The sequence below is a fragment of the Streptomyces globisporus C-1027 genome (assembly GCF_000261345.2).
GTDB classification, from domain to species: domain Bacteria; phylum Actinomycetota; class Actinomycetes; order Streptomycetales; family Streptomycetaceae; genus Streptomyces; species Streptomyces pakalii.
In genome coordinates, this window is the sequence record NZ_CP013738.1 from 4,461,310 (window position 1) to 4,476,674 (window position 15,365).

Sequence of the window (15,365 nt, forward strand, 5' to 3'; positions counted from 1 at the left end):
CGCCGCCGGTTGAGTTGAGGGCATGAATCCAGCAGCGACTACCGGCCCCGACGCGGCCGTCCGGCTCCGGTCCGTGACCCGTTCCTACGATGGCGGCGGCCGGGACGGCAGCGTCGTGAAGGCGCTCGACGATGTCAGCCTGACCATCCGCCGCGGTACGTTCACCGCCGTCATGGGCCCCTCCGGCTCCGGCAAGTCGACGTTCCTGCACTGTGCCGCGGGCCTGGACCGGCCGACCGCCGGCCGGGTGCTGCTCGGCGACACCGATCTGACCGGGCTGAGCGAGGCCCGGCTGACCCGGCTGCGCCGGGAGCGGATCGGCTTCGTCTTCCAGGCGTTCAACCTGCTGCCCTCCCTGACCGCCGCGCAGAACGTGGCCCTGCCGCTGAGGCTCGCCGGGCGCCGGCCGCGCAGGGCGGAGGTGCTCGACGCGCTGGACCGGGTCGGGCTGCGCGACCGGGCCCGCCACCGGCCCGGCGAGCTCTCCGGCGGCCAGCAGCAGCGGGTGGCCGTCGCCCGCGCCCTGGTCACCCGGCCCGACGTGCTCTTCGGTGACGAGCCGACCGGCGCCCTGGACTCCATCGCCGGGCGTGCGGTGCTCGGCCTCCTGCGGGCGATGACCGACGACGGGCGGACCGTGATCATGGTGACCCACGACCCGGTCGCCGCCTCCTTCGCCGACCGTGTCCTCTTTCTCGCCGACGGCCGGGTCAGGGACGAGCTGGACGCGCCCTCGGCGGAGCGGGTCGCCGCGCGGATGGCGACGCTCTCCGCTCCGGAGCTCCAGGCGGTGGTCCCGTGCTGATGCTCGCGCTGCGCGGGATCCGGCTGCGCTGGGTCACCTTCGTCGGGTCGTTCCTGGCCCTGGTCCTGGGCGTGGGGCTCATCGCCGCCACCGGGCTCGCCCTCGCCGCGACGTTCGACGCGCCGGAGCGGGGGCCGGAACGGTTCGCCGCCGCTCCCGTCGTCGTCCGGGCCGACGGGGTCCTGCGGGTCGGCACCCCGACCGGGACCCGGACCGCGCCCCTCGACCGGCCCGGCCCGGTACCGCCCGGCCTCGCCGCTCAACTGGCCCACCTCGGACGGACGGTGGAGGACCGCTCGTTCCCGGCGGACATCATGGATCCGCACCCAGGTCAGGACGCCGACGCCCGGGTCGGGCACCCGTGGTCCGTCGCCGCTGCCGCCCCGTACCGCCTGGCCACCGGCCGCGCCCCCGCCGCCCCCGGCGACGTCGTCGTCACCACCGGGTCCGGCGGCCCCCGGCTCCGTACCGGGGACCGCGTCCGGGTCCGTACCCCGGCCGGGAGCGAGGCCCGGACCGTCGTCGGCACCGTGGCCGGCCGGGGCTTCGAGGACGCCGTCTTCCTCACCGATGACGAGGCCGCCCGGATCTCCCCGGACATCGACGCCCTGGTCGTGCACGCCGACGCCACCGCCGTACGCGACGCGCTCGGACCGGACAGCGGCATGGACGTCCTCACCGGCCACGACCGCCGCCGCGCCGATCCCGACCCCGACCGCGACGCCCGGGCCCTGGTCTCCGTCAACGCGCTGCTCGGCACCGCCGCGGGCATCACCCTGTTCGTCTCCGCGGCCGTCGTGGCCTCGACGTTCTCGTACGCCGTGGCCGGGCGGCGGCGGGAGTTCGGGCTGTTGCGCACCGCCGGTGCGACGCCCGGTCAGATCCGCCGTACGGTGCTCGCCGAATCGGTCCTCGTCGGGGTGGCGGCCTCGGCGGCGGGCACCCTGCTCGGCGCCGGGGGAGCGCCCCTGCTGGTCCGCCGGATGACGGAGGCGGGCCTCGCCCCGTCCTGGTTCGCCCTCGGGGATCCGTCCTGGCCGCTGCACACCGCCTTCTGGACCGGGGTGTTTGTCGCCACGGCGGCGGCCTTCGTCTCCTGCCACCGGGCCGGGCGGACCGCCCCGACCGAGGCGCTGCGCGAGGCGGCCGTCGACAGCCGCGTGATGCCGGTGAGCCGCTGGGCGGCCGCCGTCCTCGTCCTGCTCCTCGGACTGGGCCTGCCCGCCCTGGCGTTGGCGACCGACCCCGGTGATCTGCTGGGCCGCAAGTCCTACGTCACCCGGCCCATGATCCTCATCGTCGGCTGCGCCCTCCTCGCGCCGGTCCTGGTGCGCCCGGTCGGCCGGCTGCTGACCTGGCTGCCCGCGCGGCTGCCCGGCGCCACCGGCGTACTCGTCCGGGAGAACACCGCCGCCGGGGTGCGCAGGACCGCCGCCGTCGCCGCGCCCGTCCTCATCACCGTCGCCCTCGCCGCGTCCCTGACGGGCACGGTCGGCACGCTGGAGGAGGCCAGGGCCACCGAGGCGCGCACCGCCACGACCGCCGACTTCGTGGTGACGTCGGGACAGGAGGGCAGGCCGCTCGCCCCCGCCTTCCTGGAGCGGGTGCGGGACATCGACGGGGCCGTGGTCAGCGCCTCGCGGTCCACGGCCGTCACGGTCCTCGAAGAGGAGACGGCCCTCGTCTCCTCCGAGGCCCGCGCGGTCGACCCCGCCCGGCTGGCAGCGGTGGCGAAGCTGCCCGTGACTGCCGGGCGGCTCGCCGATCTCGACGACGACGCGATCGTCGTCAACGAGGAGTGGCTGACCACCCGGGTCGGCGACCGGGTCACCGTCTGGCTCGGCGACGGCAGCGAGCGGTCGTTGCGGATCGCCGCCGTCCTGGCCACCGGCACCGGCGACAACGGCGTCTACGTCACCCCGCGCAACGCCGGGGGCGCGGACGTCGACCGGATCGACGTCGAGGTCGCCCCGGGCGGCGACCGGCACGCCGTCGCCGCCGCGCTGGACACCGCCGCTGCCGACACCGGTACGCGGGTGGCGACCCGCGCGGCGTGGCTCGCCCCGACCGCCCCCGGCCCCGACGACCACACCCGCACCGGGCTGCGCATGATCCTCGGCATCGCCCTGCTCTCAACCGCGACCGCCCTGGCCAACACCCTGGTCATGGCCACCTCCGGCCGGGGCCGCGATCTCGCCGTGCTCCGTCTCTCCGGGGCCACCGTCCCGCAGGTCCTGCGGCTCGTCGTCGCCGAGGCGGTGGCGGCCGTCGGGGTGGGCGCGGTGCTCGGAGGTGTGGTCGCCGCGGTGAACCTGCTGGTGGTGCGGGGCGCGCTGGCGCTGCTGGGCGTCACGTCCGCCGTCGTGGTGCCGTGGGCGATGCTCGGCCTCGTCGTCGCGGCGGCCGCCCTCCTGGCAGCGGGCTCCGCCGTCCTGCCGGCCCTGTCCGCCCTGCGGACCCGGCCGGTCGAACTCGCCGGATCCCGTGAGTAGCCGCCCCGGGGGAGGTCCGGCGCCGGGGCGAGCACGCTCGTGCTCGCCCCGCCCAGGGCTTAGGCTCGCCCCATGGGCAGTCACCCGGAACGTCTTCCGAACCCGACCACTCCGGCCGGCCGCGAGGGGCTCGACGCCGTGCTCGCCCGGCCCGACCGCGCGGTCGTCGCCCTCGACTTCGACGGCACGCTCGCCGACATCGTCCCGGACCCCGAACAGGCCCGCGCGCACCCCGGCACCGTCGAGGCGCTCGCCGCGCTCGCGCCGAAGGTCGCCGCGATCGCCGTGATCACCGGTCGCCCGGCGGGCGTCGCCGTGCGCTACGGCGGCTTCGCGGGCGTCCCCGGTCTGGAGCACCTCGTCGTGCTCGGACATTACGGGGCCGAGCGCTGGGACGCCGTGACCAGCACCGTCCACGCCCCCGCCCCGCATCCGGGCGTCACGGCGGTACGCGCCGAACTCCCCGGCGTGCTGCACGAGTTCGGGGCCCGGAACGGCACCTGGATCGAGGAGAAGGGGCAGGCCGTCGCCGTCCACACCCGGCGTGCCCAGGACCCGCAGGCGGCCTTCGAGTCGCTGCGCGGACCCCTCGGCGAGCTGGCGGCGAAGCACGGGCTGATCGTCGAACCGGGGCGCCTGGTGCTGGAGTTGCGCCCGCCCGGCATGGACAAGGGCGTCGCGCTCGCCGGGTTCGTCGCGGAGCTGGACGCGGAGTCCGTGATCTACGCGGGCGACGACCTCGGGGACCTCGCCGCGTTCGCCGCGGTGGAGAAGCTGCGCAGCGAGGGCCCGGACGGCATCCCCGGTCTGCTGGTGTGCAGCGGCAGCGCCGAGGTGCCCGAACTGGCCGAGCGCGCCGACCTGTCGGTGCCGGGCCCGGCCGCGGTGGTGGACTTCCTGGCGGCCCTGGCGGTCCGCCTCTAGGTCACCACCGGAGCGGCGGCCCCGGCGGACCGCCTCCAACGGCTGCTCACCCCTGCCGCAGCGCCTCCAGCTGGTCCAGGAACCACTGCTGCGGCGGCAGGGCGGTCGCCGCCTCCGCCAGTCGCTTCGTGCGCCCCGAGCGCTCGTCCCCACTCATCGTCAGTGCCTCGTGCAGGGCCTCCGCCGTGCCCGTCACGTCGTACGGGTTCACCACGATCGCGTCCTCGCCCAGCTCCTCGTACGCCCCCGCCTCCCGTGACAGCACCAGCGCGCAGCCGTGGTCCGAGACGACGGGCACCTCCTTGGCGACCAGGTTCATGCCGTCGCGGATCGGGTTGACCAGGGCCACGTCCGCCAGCCGGTAGGCGGCCAGCGAGCGGGCGAAGTCGTCCTTGACGTGGAGGACGACCGGGGTCCAACTCTCCGTTCCGTACTCCCCGTTGATCTCCGTGGCCAGCGACTGGACCGCCGCCGTGTAGTCCCGGTAGACGGCGAGGTCCTGGCGGGAGGGGTAGGCGAAGGCGATGTGGACGACGCGCTCGCGCCACTCGGGGCGGGTCTCCAGCAGTGTCCGGTACGCGTGCAGTCCGCGCACGATGTTCTTGGACAACTCGGTGCGGTCCACCCGCACGATCGTCTTCCGGTTCTCGCCCACCTGCTCGCGCAGCGTCGCCATCCGCTCGTCCACGTCCGCCTCGTGCGATCGGCGGCGCAGGAAGTCCGCGTCGGCCCCCAGGCCGTGCACCCCGATCCTGGTCCGGCCCGTGCCGCCGAGGATCTCCGTACAGCAGCCGATGAACGCGTCCGCCCAGCGCCGGGTCAGGAACGCGGCCCGGTCCGCGCCGAGGATGCCGCGCAGCAACTGCTCGGCGATGTCGTCGGGCAGCAGCCGGAAGTAGTCCACGGGCGCCCACGGGGTGTGCGAGAAGTGGCCGATCCTCAGGTCCGGGCGCAGTTCGCGGAGCATGCCGGGGACCAGGGCCAGGTGGTAGTCCTGGACGAGGACCGCCGCCTCCGGCCCCGCCTCCTGGGCCAGCGCCTCGGCGAAGGCCCGGTTGTACGTCTCGTACGCGGCCCACTGCCGCCGGAACTCCGTGTCGAAGACCGGCTCGACGGGGGTCTGGTAGAGCAGGTGGTGGACGAACCACAGCACGGAGTTCGCGATGCCGTTGTACGCGTCGGCGTGCACCTCGGCGTCGATGTCGAGCATCCGGACGCCCGGCTCACCGACTCCGCGCCGCACCGCCTCCCGGTCGCCGTCGCCGAGGGCCGCGCAGACCCACAGCTTGTCGTCGACGGCGCTCAGCCCGGAGACGAGACCGCCGCCGCCGCGCTTGGCGTCGAGCGTCCCGTCCTCGCCGAGCGTGTACGTGACCGGGCCGCGGTTGGACGCGACGAGGACCTGGGCGGTGGACGGGCCGGTGGCTTCGGCATGCTCGGTGACCATGTAGCGGAACCTAGCCCGTGGAGGAAGCCTCCAAACGCGCGTCCGGAGACCCCTCACGCCGCGTGGCGCTCCGCGTACTCCGCGATCTCCCGCATCGGCGGCCGCTCCTCCGTGTCCACCGCATGGGTGCGCGGCACGAAGCCGTCCTCGCCACGCTCGAACTGGGTCAGCGCCGGCCGCACCAGATGGCCCCGGGAGAGCCGCAGCTGTGCCGTGCGGTAGATCGCCGCCGCCATCCGGCCCAGCGCCTGGCCGTCCTGGTGGCGGTGTCGGCGGACGCCGACGTCGACCTGGCCCAGCGCGTCCAGGCCCACGGTGTGCAGGGCGTCCACGAGCAGCCCCAGCTCCACTCCGTAACCGACCGGGAACGGCAGCCGCTCCAGCAGGGACCGGCGCACCGCGTACTCACCGCCCAGCGGCTGTACGAAACCGGCCAGCTGCGGCCAGTGCAGATTGAGCAGCGGGCGTGCCACCAGTTCAGTGACCCGGCCCCCCTGACCTGCGCTGTCGCCGAGCGGGCGGTCGTACATCGCCTTGACGAACTGGACGGCGGGATCGGTGAGCAGCGGACCGACCGTCCCCGAGACGAAGTCCGCCGAGAAGTCCTTCAGGTCGGCGTCCACGAAGCACACGATCTCGCCGCTGGTCACCAGGAGTGAGCGCCACAGCACCTCGCCCTTGCCGGGCAGGGCCGGGATCCTGGGCAGGATCGCGTCCCGGTGGACCACGCGCGCGCCCGCCGCCCGGGCCACGGCCGCGGTGGCGTCGGTGGAGCCGGAGTCGATCACCACGAGTTCGTCGACGAGCCGGACCTTCTCCATCAGCTCGCGGCGGATCACCGCCACGATCGCGCCGACCGTGGCCTCCTCGTTCAGCGCGGGCAGCACCACGCTCACGGACGTACGGCGCGGGTCGGCGGCCCGGGCGTCGGTGAGCTGGTGCAGCGGGCGGTCGCCGGACGACCAGGAACGCCTGGTCAGCCAGCGTTCCACCTCTTCGAGCACGGTCGGCACTCCCTGTGTGTGATCCATCTCGCGGTTCGGACGACTATCTCAACGGTCCGGTGCTTCGGTTACAGTCTTGAACAACGCGGATGACCGTCGCATGTCGGGGTCGGACCGCACATAAACGCCTGGATCGAAGATCCAGCGCCATAGAGCTCATCCAGAGGGACTGAGGGAACGGCCCGTTGAAGTCCCGGCAACCCTCCTGCCGACCGCGAGGTCACGGTGGGGAAGGTGCCAATTCCGTCTTGCGGCGAAATGCGTCGCGAGGAAGATGAGGAGAAAGGGCCTCCGCCATCATGGCTGTTCAGACCGTCGCAGGTAATGCCACCACCGCTTCCCCGGACCTGGGTCCCGCCGCGGCGCTTTCCTGCCGCGAGTGCGGCGAGCGTTTCGAGCTCGGCCCCCTTTTCGCCTGTGCGTCCTGTTTCGGGCCGCTCGAAGTGGCCTACGACCTGCCCACCGGCTCGCCCGAGGAGCTGCGCAAGCGCATCGAGGCCGGTCCGGACAACATCTGGCGCTACGCCCCGCTGCTGCCCGTCCCCGCCGACGTCGCGGACAAGCCCAACCTGAACCCCGGCTTCACCAAGCTGGTCAAGGCCGACAACCTCGCCCGTGAGCTGGGCGTCACCGGCGGCCTGTACGTGAAGGATGACTCCGGCAACCCGACGCACTCCTTCAAGGACCGCGTCGTCGCAATCGCCGTCGAGGCCGCCCGCGCCTTCGGTTTCACCACCCTCTCCTGCTCCTCCACGGGCAACCTGGCCGGAGCCGTCGGCGCCGCCGCCGCCCGCGCCGGACTGCGCTCCTGCGTGTTCATCCCGCACGACCTGGAGCAGGGCAAGGTCGTCATGGCCGCGGTGTACGGCGGTGAACTGGTCGGCATCGAGGGCAATTACGACGACGTCAACCGCTTCTGCTCCGAGCTCATCGGCGACCCGCTCGGCGAGGGCTGGGGCTTCGTCAACGTCAACCTCCGGCCGTACTACGGCGAGGGCTCCAAGACGCTGGCGTACGAGATCTGCGAGCAGCTCGGCTGGCGGCTGCCCGACCAGATCGTCATCCCGATCGCGTCCGGCTCCCAGCTCACGAAGATCGACAAGGGGCTCCAGGAGCTGATCAAGCTCGGCCTGGTCGAGGACAAGCCGTACAAGATCTTCGGCGCCCAGGCCGAGGGCTGCTCCCCGGTCTCCGCCGCCTTCAAGGCCGGTCAGGACGTCGTCCGGCCGCAGAAGCCGAACACCATCGCCAAGTCGCTGGCCATCGGCAACCCGGCCGACGGCCCCTACGTCCTCGACATCGCCCGGCGCACCGGCGGCGCGGTGGAGGACGTCACCGACGAGCAGGTCGTCGACGCGATCAAGCTGCTGGCCCGCACCGAGGGGATCTTCGGCGAGACGGCGGGCGGGGTGACGCTCGGCGTGACGAAGAAGCTCATCGAGGCCGGTGTCATCGACCCGACGCTCACCACCGTCGTCGTCAACACCGGCGACGGCCTCAAGACGCTCGACGCGGTCTCCGCCACCTCGCAGGCCACGGCCACCATCAAGCCGAGCCTGGACGCGTTCCGCGCCGCGGGCCTCGGCACCGCCTGACGACCACCCCGTACCGAAGGAAGAAGGGCACCACCATGAGCGTCAAGGTCCGCATCCCCACCATCCTCCGTACGTACACGGGCGGCCAGGCCGAGGTACCGGCGGAGGGCACGAAGCTCTCCGAGGTCATCGAGTCCCTGGAGAAGGACCACCCGGGCATCGCCGCCCGCGTCCTGGACGACCAGGGCAAGCTGCGCCGCTTCGTGAACGTGTACGTCAACGACGACGACGTGCGCTTCGAGGGCGGCCTGGACGCGGCCACCCCGGACGGCGCCGGCGTCTCGATCATCCCCGCGGTGGCCGGCGGCTGCTGAACCGCCCAGGGCCGCTCGCCGGCGGCCCCACCGCACCTCTGTGTGACCACGGTTGCCCCCTCCGCGAGAGAAGCGGAGGGGGCAATTCTGCATGGTTGAGCGCGGTACAGTTGGGGAAGCCCCATCCGCTGCTCGTGCCGCCCGCATATGAGAATGCGCCCGGCCCCGATAAGAAGCAGCCAAAGTGCGTGAACCTCTTGCGGCATAAGTGCCCTTTGCCTGGCCCGACTTGCCCGTAAATCTCAGCAAACCCGCATTTTCGCCTGTTCCTCTGCGCCCAGAATTCTCGTCCGATTGACCTGTTGCAGAGGGCAGTTGGGCGGATACATTCGGCCGCGGTCGACGCGCTGCGGCGCCGCGCACCCTCTCCTGTCGGAGGGTGAGTCACGACCCGGGGCCGCGAAGTGCGGTCCTGCGCAAGGGCCAGTAATAGGGGAGTTGGGCATGGCTCAGGGCACCGTCAAGTGGTTCAACGCGGAGAAGGGGTACGGCTTCATCGCGGTCGACGGTGGTGCGGATGTTTTCGTCCACTACAGCGCGATCCAGATGGACGGGTACCGCACCCTCGAAGAGGGTCAGCGAGTTGAATTCGAGATCTCGCAGGGCCAGAAGGGGCCCCAGGCCGACATGGTCAAGCTCGCCGTCGGCTGAGCTCGGAGCGGTCGTCCGACGACACCACTCACGCACGTAGGGCCCGACCCCGGATCAGGGGATCGGGCCCTACGCGCGTGCAGGGGGCGGGCGGCGGTCACGGCCCGGTGCCGGCGGGGGCTTCGCGCGCCTCGGCCGCATGGCGGGCACTCGCCGAAGGCGCTTGCACTCTCGGGGGTCGAGTGCTAATCATTGGCGTTAGCACTCTCCAGGTGAGAGTGACAGAACTTGGACCGGGCCGGTGAGGCCCGCAGGTGTGCTGGGGCAAGGAACCAGCACACGCGCAGGCCGTCCGTCGCGGGCGCCTCCCGGTCCGGAGAAATCCACCCCTGTCCGGGAGGACCACTTCACATGGCCAAGATCATCGCGTTCGACGAGGAGGCACGGCGCGGTCTCGAGCGCGGGATGAACCAGCTCGCCGACGCCGTCAAGGTCACCCTCGGCCCCAAGGGCCGTAACGTCGTCCTCGAGAAGAAGTGGGGCGCGCCCACGATCACCAACGATGGTGTTTCCATCGCCAAGGAGATCGAGCTCGAGGACCCGTACGAGAAGATCGGTGCGGAGCTGGTCAAGGAGGTCGCCAAGAAGACGGACGACGTCGCCGGCGACGGTACGACCACCGCCACCGTTCTCGCCCAGGCTCTCGTCCGCGAGGGTCTGCGCAACGTTGCCGCCGGTGCCAACCCGATGGCGCTCAAGCGCGGTATCGAGAAGGCCGTCGAGGCCGTCTCCGCCGCTCTGCTGGAGCAGGCCAAGGACGTGGAGACCAAGGAGCAGATCGCTTCGACCGCCTCCATCTCCGCCGCCGACACCGAGATCGGCGCCAAGATCGCCGAGGCGATGGACAAGGTCGGCAAGGAAGGCGTCATCACCGTCGAGGAGTCCCAGACCTTCGGTCTGGAGCTGGAGCTCACCGAGGGTATGCGCTTCGACAAGGGCTACATCTCGGCGTACTTCGCCACCGACATGGAGCGTATGGAGGCGTCGCTCGACGACCCGTACATCCTGATCGTCAACTCGAAGATCGGCAGCGTCAAGGACCTGATCCCGCTGCTGGAGAAGGTCATGCAGTCGGGCAAGCCCCTGCTGATCATCGCCGAGGACGTCGAGGGCGAGGCGCTCTCCACCCTGGTCGTCAACAAGATCAAGGGCACGTTCAAGTCCGTCGCCGTCAAGGCCCCGGGCTTCGGCGACCGCCGCAAGGCCATGCTCGCGGACATCGCCATCCTCACCGGTGGCACCGTGATCTCCGAGGAGGTCGGTCTCAAGCTGGAGAACGCCGGCCTGGACCTGCTCGGCCGCGCCCGCAAGGTCGTCATCACCAAGGACGAGACGACGATCGTCGACGGCGCCGGTGACAGCGACCAGGTTCAGGGCCGCGTCAACCAGATCCGTGCCGAGATCGAGAACTCCGACTCGGACTACGACCGCGAGAAGCTCCAGGAGCGCCTCGCGAAGCTGGCCGGCGGCGTGGCCGTCATCAAGGCCGGCGCCGCCACCGAGGTGGAGCTCAAGGAGCGCAAGCACCGCATCGAGGACGCGGTGCGCAACGCCAAGGCCGCCGTCGAGGAGGGCATCGTCGCCGGTGGTGGCGTGGCTCTGCTCCAGGCCTCGGCCGTCTTCGAGAAGCTCGACCTCACGGGCGACGAGGCGACCGGCGCCAACGCCGTGAAGCTCGCGCTGGAGGCCCCGCTCAAGCAGATCGCCGTCAACGGTGGTCTCGAGGGTGGCGTCGTCGTGGAGAAGGTCCGCAACCTGCCGATCGGTCACGGCCTCAACGCCGCGACCGGCGAGTACGTCGACATGATCGCCGAGGGCATCCTCGACCCGGCGAAGGTCACGCGCTCCGCCCTGCAGAACGCCGCGTCCATCGCCGCGCTGTTCCTCACCACCGAGGCCGTCATCGCCGACAAGCCCGAGAAGGCCGGCGCGGCCGCTCCGGGCGGCATGCCGGGCGGTGACATGGACTTCTGATCAGCCACGGAGGCCCCGGCCTCCCCACCTGATCGAAGTTCGGCGTACGTCCCACAGGGGCGGTATCTCCTTCACGGAGGTGCCGCCCCTGTGGCGTGTCCGGGTTCCTTGGGACACTGGCGTGAGGGGACGGTCGTACGTACACGGGGGGCGGTACGGGCATGAGCGTGAGCGCTACGGGGAGAACGGGCGGGCGAGGGCGGCTCAAGGGGGTCTCGCTCGTCGTGGGCGGCGCCCTGCTGTTCGCGCTGGGGCTGGGCGTCGTGGTGACCGGGACGGGCCTCTCCGGCGCCCTCGGCATGCGGGTGGAGACCTTCGGCAGGATCGACTGCCACGACACCCGCACCGAGAAGGGGCAGACCGTCTGGCACTGCTTCGGCGAGAGCGCGGCCCAGCAGCGCGCCAACGAGGCCGAGCGCGACCTGGTGGCCCGCGAGATGCTGCGCGCCCATGTGGACGGCGTGCCCCGGTCCGAGGAGATCAGCCGCAGCAGGATCCTCTTCGTCGACCACGACGGCCAAACCGACCCCGCAACGGTCACCGCGACCCAGGTGTTCGACGGCGGACGCTGGTACGCCCACTCCTCGATGCTCGTCGGCTACGGCATGATCCCGCTGCTGCTGGGCGCGGGGACGGCGGCCTGGGGCGGCTACCGGCTGCGCACGAGGTAGGGGTGGGGCGGCTGCGGGCTGCGCACGAGGCGGGGCGGTGCGGCTACGGGCCGGGTGAGCGCCGGTGGCCGGGAGGTTGTGCGGGTCCGCGTGGCTGTCCGCGTGGCCGAATGACTACTTGCCGTGGCCACTCCCGTAGGGCAGCACGTTTCGGCGCGACTGTGCCGGGGGCGGTGGCGCGCCCGCGATCCCTGGGGTAGAGCGGCCGCAGAGGCCGGTCCGGAGCCCGCTCCGGCTGGTTCGCCGGATCCGCCGACGGTCGCTCAGCGTCGTGCCAGCTCACTGCCCGGTCCGGTGGCCGCATCCCGTCATTGGTCCAGTCCACCGACTGTCCCTGTCTGGGTCGTGTGCGACTGCACAGGGTGGGGGGAAGGCCGTCCCGACCCGAGGTGGAGGTGCCCGGTCATGGGCCCGCCCGGACCTCGACTCTCGCGCTATCCAGCCAACTTCGCACGGTAAGTCGGAATCATGCGTACCGGTTCAACGGCCGGACATGATGGCTCTGGTGTTCGCATGACGAACACCAGTCGCACGAATAACTCCAGTTATGCAGACGCCAGTTGCGCATAACGGTCGTCAACCGCACAGAAGGGAAGGTGTCATGAAGCAGCAGAAGCAGCAGAAGAAGGCTTACGTGAAGCCGTCGATGTTCCAGCAGGGCGACTTCTCGAAGAAGACCGCCGGCTACTTCGTCGGCTCGTACAAGGAGTACTGGACCCGGCGCATCATCTGATCCGCCGATCCGATTCCTGTGCACCGCGTGAGAACTTCCGAAAGGTGAAGATGCCCGGCCAGTTGCGTGACTACTTCGTCGTCCTGCCGGACAGCGCGGCGGGAGCGGCGGCGGCCGGGCAGCTTCCCGTACCGGAAGCGGCTGCCGGGCGGCCCTCCGCCCCGGACGCCACCGGGCCCGCCCGGGAGGTCGGCGACACCCTGACCGTCGCCCACCCCTCGGGCCGGCCCTGGGTCGTCGCCCGCCCACTGGTCCGCAAGGTCAGCCACCTCGCGCGCGGCGAGGATGCCCTCGTCCTCATCGGCCCGGACCGCGTCCCCGACGCCGTACTCGCCGACATCCTGCAAGGCGCCCGCGACCGGACCGGCCTGGAGCGCCGCCTCGCCCGGCTGCCCGGTCTCTACCACGTGGTCGCCCGGCTGTCGGGGAAGAGCTGGATCCGGGGCACCGCCACCGGGCTCCGCCGCATCTACCACGCCCGGCACCCGGCGGCCGGAACCATCGCCTCCGACCGCCCCGCCGTCCTGGCCCGCCTGATCGACGCGCCCCTGGACGAGAGCGCGCTGGCGCTCCGGCTGCTGGACTTCCTGCCGCACCCCCTGAGCCGCCGCGCCGTGTGGCGGGGCGTCCACGAGACCGGTGCCGGGTACGGCCTGGCCCTGCCCGTCGCAGCGCCGGGCACGACCGCCGTCCCCGGTCCCACGGAGCACCGCTGGTGGGAGCCGCCGCCCGGGGAACTGCCCCTGGCGGAGGGGGCCCGCAGGGTCAAAGAGGCCATCGAGGCCTCCGTACGGGCCCATGTCGGCGGCCTGGACCGGATCAGCTGCGAACTCTCCGGCGGCCTGGACTCCACCGTCCTCGCCTTCGCCGCCCGGGAGACCGGCCCCGCGTCGCTGTCCCTGCTGACGGTGGCCGCCCGGGACCGCTACAGCGAGGACGAGAGCTGGGCGCGCAGAGCGGTCGAGGCGGCACGGAACACGGCCGCGAGCAACGCCCCCGCCCTGGACCACCACGTCATCCCCGCCGACGACGCCCCCTACTTCTACGCCGATCTCGCCTCCACCGCCGCCGAGTTGAACGACGAGCCGCTCCCCGTCTCCCCCGGCCGGGCCCGTGCGGAACTGCTCCTCGGCCGCGCCCGGGCCACCGGCTCCCGCTACCACCTCACCGGCTACGGCGGCGACGAGATCTTCCTCGGCCTGCCCCACGCCTACCAGGACCTCTTCCACGGCAACCCGTTCACTGCCTGGAGCCGCCTCGGCGGACTGCGCCACCAGCTCGGCTGGCCGCTCCTGCCGACGCTGAAGGCCCTGCTCGACCGTTCGGCGTTCCCCCGCTGGCTCGCCGGGGCGGTCACCGCCGCACCCCAGCCCGTCGCCCGGACCCCGCTGTTCTCCTGGGGCGTACGGCAGTCCCCGCACCCCTGGCTCACCGAGCACGCCAAGACCCTGATCGCCGAGGAGTTCCGGGCCGCCGCCGAGCACGCCGAACCGATCGACCCGTGGCGCGGACGGCACGTCGACATCGACGGCGTACGGATGGGAGCCCGGCACTTCCAGGCGATGGAGGACATCGGCATGACGCTCGGGCTGCCGGTCGCCGCGCCCCTCTACGACGACCGGGTCCTGGAGGCGACCCTCGCCGTACGCCTCCCGGAGCGCATCAGCCCCTGGCGCTACAAGCCGCTGCTCGCCGAGGCGATGCGCGGGGTGGTGCCCGACGCGCTGCTGGCCCGGACGACGAAGGACCACATGTCCTCCGACGAACACCAGGGCCTGCGCGAACACGCCCCGCAGATCGCCGAGTTGTGGACCGGCTCCCGCCTCGCCGAACACGGCCTGGTGGATTCGCGCCACCTGCTCCGACTGGCGGCCGAACCCTTCTCGCCGGTCCTGGTCGAACACTCCATCAGCTCCACCGTGGCCGGGGAGACCTGGCTCCGCACGGCCGAGAACGCCTGGCCCACATCCGAGTTGCCCCCCACGACCACCCCCAGCGAGGCATCCCTGTGAAGCTCAGAAAAGGCATCGCCGTCACGACCACCGAGTACGGCGGCGTCCTCCTCGACGAGAAGAGCGGCAGCTACTGGCAGTTGAACGACACCAGCGTCATCGTCGTCGAGACCCTCGCGGCCGGCCGCGCCCCCGAGGCCGCCGTCGACCGGATCGTCGCCGAGTTCGACGTCGAGCGGGCCGAGGCCGAGTCGGACGTCGCGGAGCTGACCCGCCGGCTCGTCGAGGCGAAGATCCTGCGCCCATGACCACGGAGATGACGATGCCGCGCCGAGGCGCGGGAGCGGGCGGGGTGCGCCTGCGGGCCGCCATCGCCGCCGCGTTCGTCCTGGCCCGGCTCAAGCCCGGCCGGCTGCGCCGGGTGCTGGCCCGGTGCTCCCGGGGCGCGCGCCCGGCCTCGTACGCCGAGACGCTGGAGGTGCGGGAGGCGGTCGTCGCCACCAGCCGCCGCTGCGCGAGCCGTTACGGCTGCCTGCCCCGCTCCGTGGCCGTCGCCCTGGCCTGCCGGATGTCCGGTGTCTGGCCCGACTGGTGCGCGGGGGTGTGGGCGACCCCGCCGTTCTCCCCGCACGCCTGGGTGCTGGCGGAGGGACGTACGGTCGGGGAGCAGGCAGAGGCCGCCGATCTGCGTCCTTTGATGGTGGTGACGGTACGCGAGGGGGTTCAGGGTGAGCGCGGTGGCGGGGACGGCGGCGGAGCCGGGTCAGACGGGTCAGGGCCCGGGCAGACCGCCTGAGAACACG

At 72.3% G+C, this 15,365-nt stretch carries 14 protein-coding genes and 1 riboswitch; of the genes, 12 read left to right on the plus strand and 2 right to left on the minus strand.

Annotation, left to right across the window (positions count from 1 at the left end; translation table 11 throughout):
• The first annotated feature begins 22 nt into the window (after positions 1–22).
• The 3 genes from WQO_RS19520 (at position 23) to otsB (ending at position 4,221) form a co-directional block, all read left to right on the plus strand.
• Complete coding sequence (locus WQO_RS19520; RefSeq protein WP_032747311.1) at positions 23–805, plus strand: ABC transporter ATP-binding protein; 783 nt, start codon at positions 23–25, stop codon at positions 803–805.
• Positions 799–3,297 carry an FtsX-like permease family protein gene (locus WQO_RS19525; protein WP_010056016.1) on the plus strand — a complete coding sequence of 833 codons (2,499 nt, stop codon included), beginning with the start codon at positions 799–801 and terminating at the stop codon, positions 3,295–3,297. Before WQO_RS19520 ends, WQO_RS19525 begins: the two co-directional genes overlap by 7 nt.
• A 72-nt stretch (positions 3,298–3,369) precedes the next feature.
• On the plus strand, positions 3,370–4,221 hold the full coding sequence (gene otsB / locus WQO_RS19530) for a trehalose-phosphatase (RefSeq protein WP_010056015.1): 852 nt from the start codon (positions 3,370–3,372) through the stop codon (positions 4,219–4,221).
• A gap of 46 nt (positions 4,222–4,267) precedes the next feature.
• Here otsB and WQO_RS19535 read toward each other — a convergent pair whose 3' ends face one another.
• Positions 4,268–5,668 (minus strand): alpha,alpha-trehalose-phosphate synthase (UDP-forming), encoded by a 1,401-nt coding sequence (locus tag WQO_RS19535; RefSeq protein ID WP_010056014.1) that lies wholly within the window; start codon positions 5,666–5,668, stop codon positions 4,268–4,270.
• Between the two features lie 53 nt (positions 5,669–5,721).
• Positions 5,722–6,672, minus strand: a complete 951-nt coding sequence (locus tag WQO_RS19540; RefSeq protein WP_010056012.1) for a glucosyl-3-phosphoglycerate synthase — start codon at positions 6,670–6,672, stop codon at positions 5,722–5,724.
• 153 nt (positions 6,673–6,825) lie between these two features.
• A riboswitch (SAM riboswitch) is annotated at positions 6,826–6,953 on the plus strand.
• Positions 6,954–6,971: 18 nt separating this feature from the next.
• Between WQO_RS19540 and thrC the strand changes: the two genes are divergently transcribed.
• From thrC to WQO_RS19580, 9 genes are all read left to right on the plus strand, one after another.
• Positions 6,972–8,267, plus strand: a complete 1,296-nt coding sequence (gene thrC / locus WQO_RS19545; RefSeq protein ID WP_010056010.1) for a threonine synthase — start codon at positions 6,972–6,974, stop codon at positions 8,265–8,267.
• Positions 8,268–8,302: 35 nt separating this feature from the next.
• Positions 8,303–8,581 (plus strand): MoaD/ThiS family protein, encoded by a 279-nt coding sequence (locus WQO_RS19550; RefSeq protein ID WP_006126483.1) that lies wholly within the window; start codon positions 8,303–8,305, stop codon positions 8,579–8,581.
• Between the two features lie 444 nt (positions 8,582–9,025).
• Complete coding sequence (locus tag WQO_RS19555) at positions 9,026–9,232, plus strand: cold-shock protein (protein ID WP_003967346.1); 207 nt, start codon at positions 9,026–9,028, stop codon at positions 9,230–9,232.
• 351 nt (positions 9,233–9,583) lie between these two features.
• On the plus strand, positions 9,584–11,206 hold the full coding sequence (groL, locus tag WQO_RS19560) for a chaperonin GroEL (protein ID WP_003967345.1): 1,623 nt from the start codon (positions 9,584–9,586) through the stop codon (positions 11,204–11,206).
• A gap of 161 nt (positions 11,207–11,367) precedes the next feature.
• Entirely contained in the window at positions 11,368–11,877 is a 510-nt protein-coding gene (locus WQO_RS19565) for a hypothetical protein (protein ID WP_050992177.1), read from the plus strand.
• Positions 11,878–12,478: 601 nt separating this feature from the next.
• Positions 12,479–12,610: a keywimysin-related RiPP gene (locus WQO_RS35795; RefSeq protein WP_104011572.1), complete on the plus strand. Its 132-nt coding sequence runs from the start codon at positions 12,479–12,481 to the stop codon at positions 12,608–12,610.
• A 50-nt stretch (positions 12,611–12,660) separates the two neighbouring features.
• Positions 12,661–14,622: an asparagine synthase-related protein gene (locus WQO_RS19570; protein WP_032747307.1), complete on the plus strand. Its 1,962-nt coding sequence runs from the start codon at positions 12,661–12,663 to the stop codon at positions 14,620–14,622.
• Positions 14,619–14,870 carry a lasso peptide biosynthesis PqqD family chaperone gene (locus WQO_RS19575; RefSeq protein ID WP_010056003.1) on the plus strand — a complete coding sequence of 84 codons (252 nt, stop codon included), beginning with the start codon at positions 14,619–14,621 and terminating at the stop codon, positions 14,868–14,870. The genes WQO_RS19570 and WQO_RS19575 overlap by 4 nt, the downstream gene beginning before the upstream one ends.
• Positions 14,867–15,358, plus strand: a complete 492-nt coding sequence (locus WQO_RS19580; RefSeq protein WP_010056001.1) for a lasso peptide biosynthesis B2 protein — start codon at positions 14,867–14,869, stop codon at positions 15,356–15,358. Before WQO_RS19575 ends, WQO_RS19580 begins: the two co-directional genes overlap by 4 nt.
• The last annotated feature ends 7 nt before the right edge of the window (positions 15,359–15,365 follow it).

What these genes read in the sequence shown, in the direction of transcription:
- groL (WP_003967345.1), top strand. Translation starts at nt 9,584, where the DNA reads ATGGCCAAGATCATCGCGTTCGACGAGGAGGCACGGCGCGGTCTCGAG.
- WQO_RS19570 (WP_032747307.1), top strand. Translation starts at nt 12,661, where the DNA reads ATGCCCGGCCAGTTGCGTGACTACTTCGTCGTCCTGCCGGACAGCGCG.
- WQO_RS35795 (WP_104011572.1), top strand. Translation starts at nt 12,479, where the DNA reads ATGAAGCAGCAGAAGCAGCAGAAGAAGGCTTACGTGAAGCCGTCGATG.
- WQO_RS19580 (WP_010056001.1), top strand. Translation starts at nt 14,867, where the DNA reads ATGACCACGGAGATGACGATGCCGCGCCGAGGCGCGGGAGCGGGCGGG.
- WQO_RS19520 (WP_032747311.1), top strand. Translation starts at nt 23, where the DNA reads ATGAATCCAGCAGCGACTACCGGCCCCGACGCGGCCGTCCGGCTCCGG.
- WQO_RS19565 (WP_050992177.1), top strand. Translation starts at nt 11,368, where the DNA reads ATGAGCGTGAGCGCTACGGGGAGAACGGGCGGGCGAGGGCGGCTCAAG.
- WQO_RS19555 (WP_003967346.1), top strand. Translation starts at nt 9,026, where the DNA reads ATGGCTCAGGGCACCGTCAAGTGGTTCAACGCGGAGAAGGGGTACGGC.
- otsB (WP_010056015.1), top strand. Translation starts at nt 3,370, where the DNA reads ATGGGCAGTCACCCGGAACGTCTTCCGAACCCGACCACTCCGGCCGGC.
- WQO_RS19550 (WP_006126483.1), top strand. Translation starts at nt 8,303, where the DNA reads ATGAGCGTCAAGGTCCGCATCCCCACCATCCTCCGTACGTACACGGGC.
- thrC (WP_010056010.1), top strand. Translation starts at nt 6,972, where the DNA reads ATGGCTGTTCAGACCGTCGCAGGTAATGCCACCACCGCTTCCCCGGAC.
- WQO_RS19535 (WP_010056014.1), bottom strand. Translation starts at nt 5,668, where the DNA reads ATGGTCACCGAGCATGCCGAAGCCACCGGCCCGTCCACCGCCCAGGTC.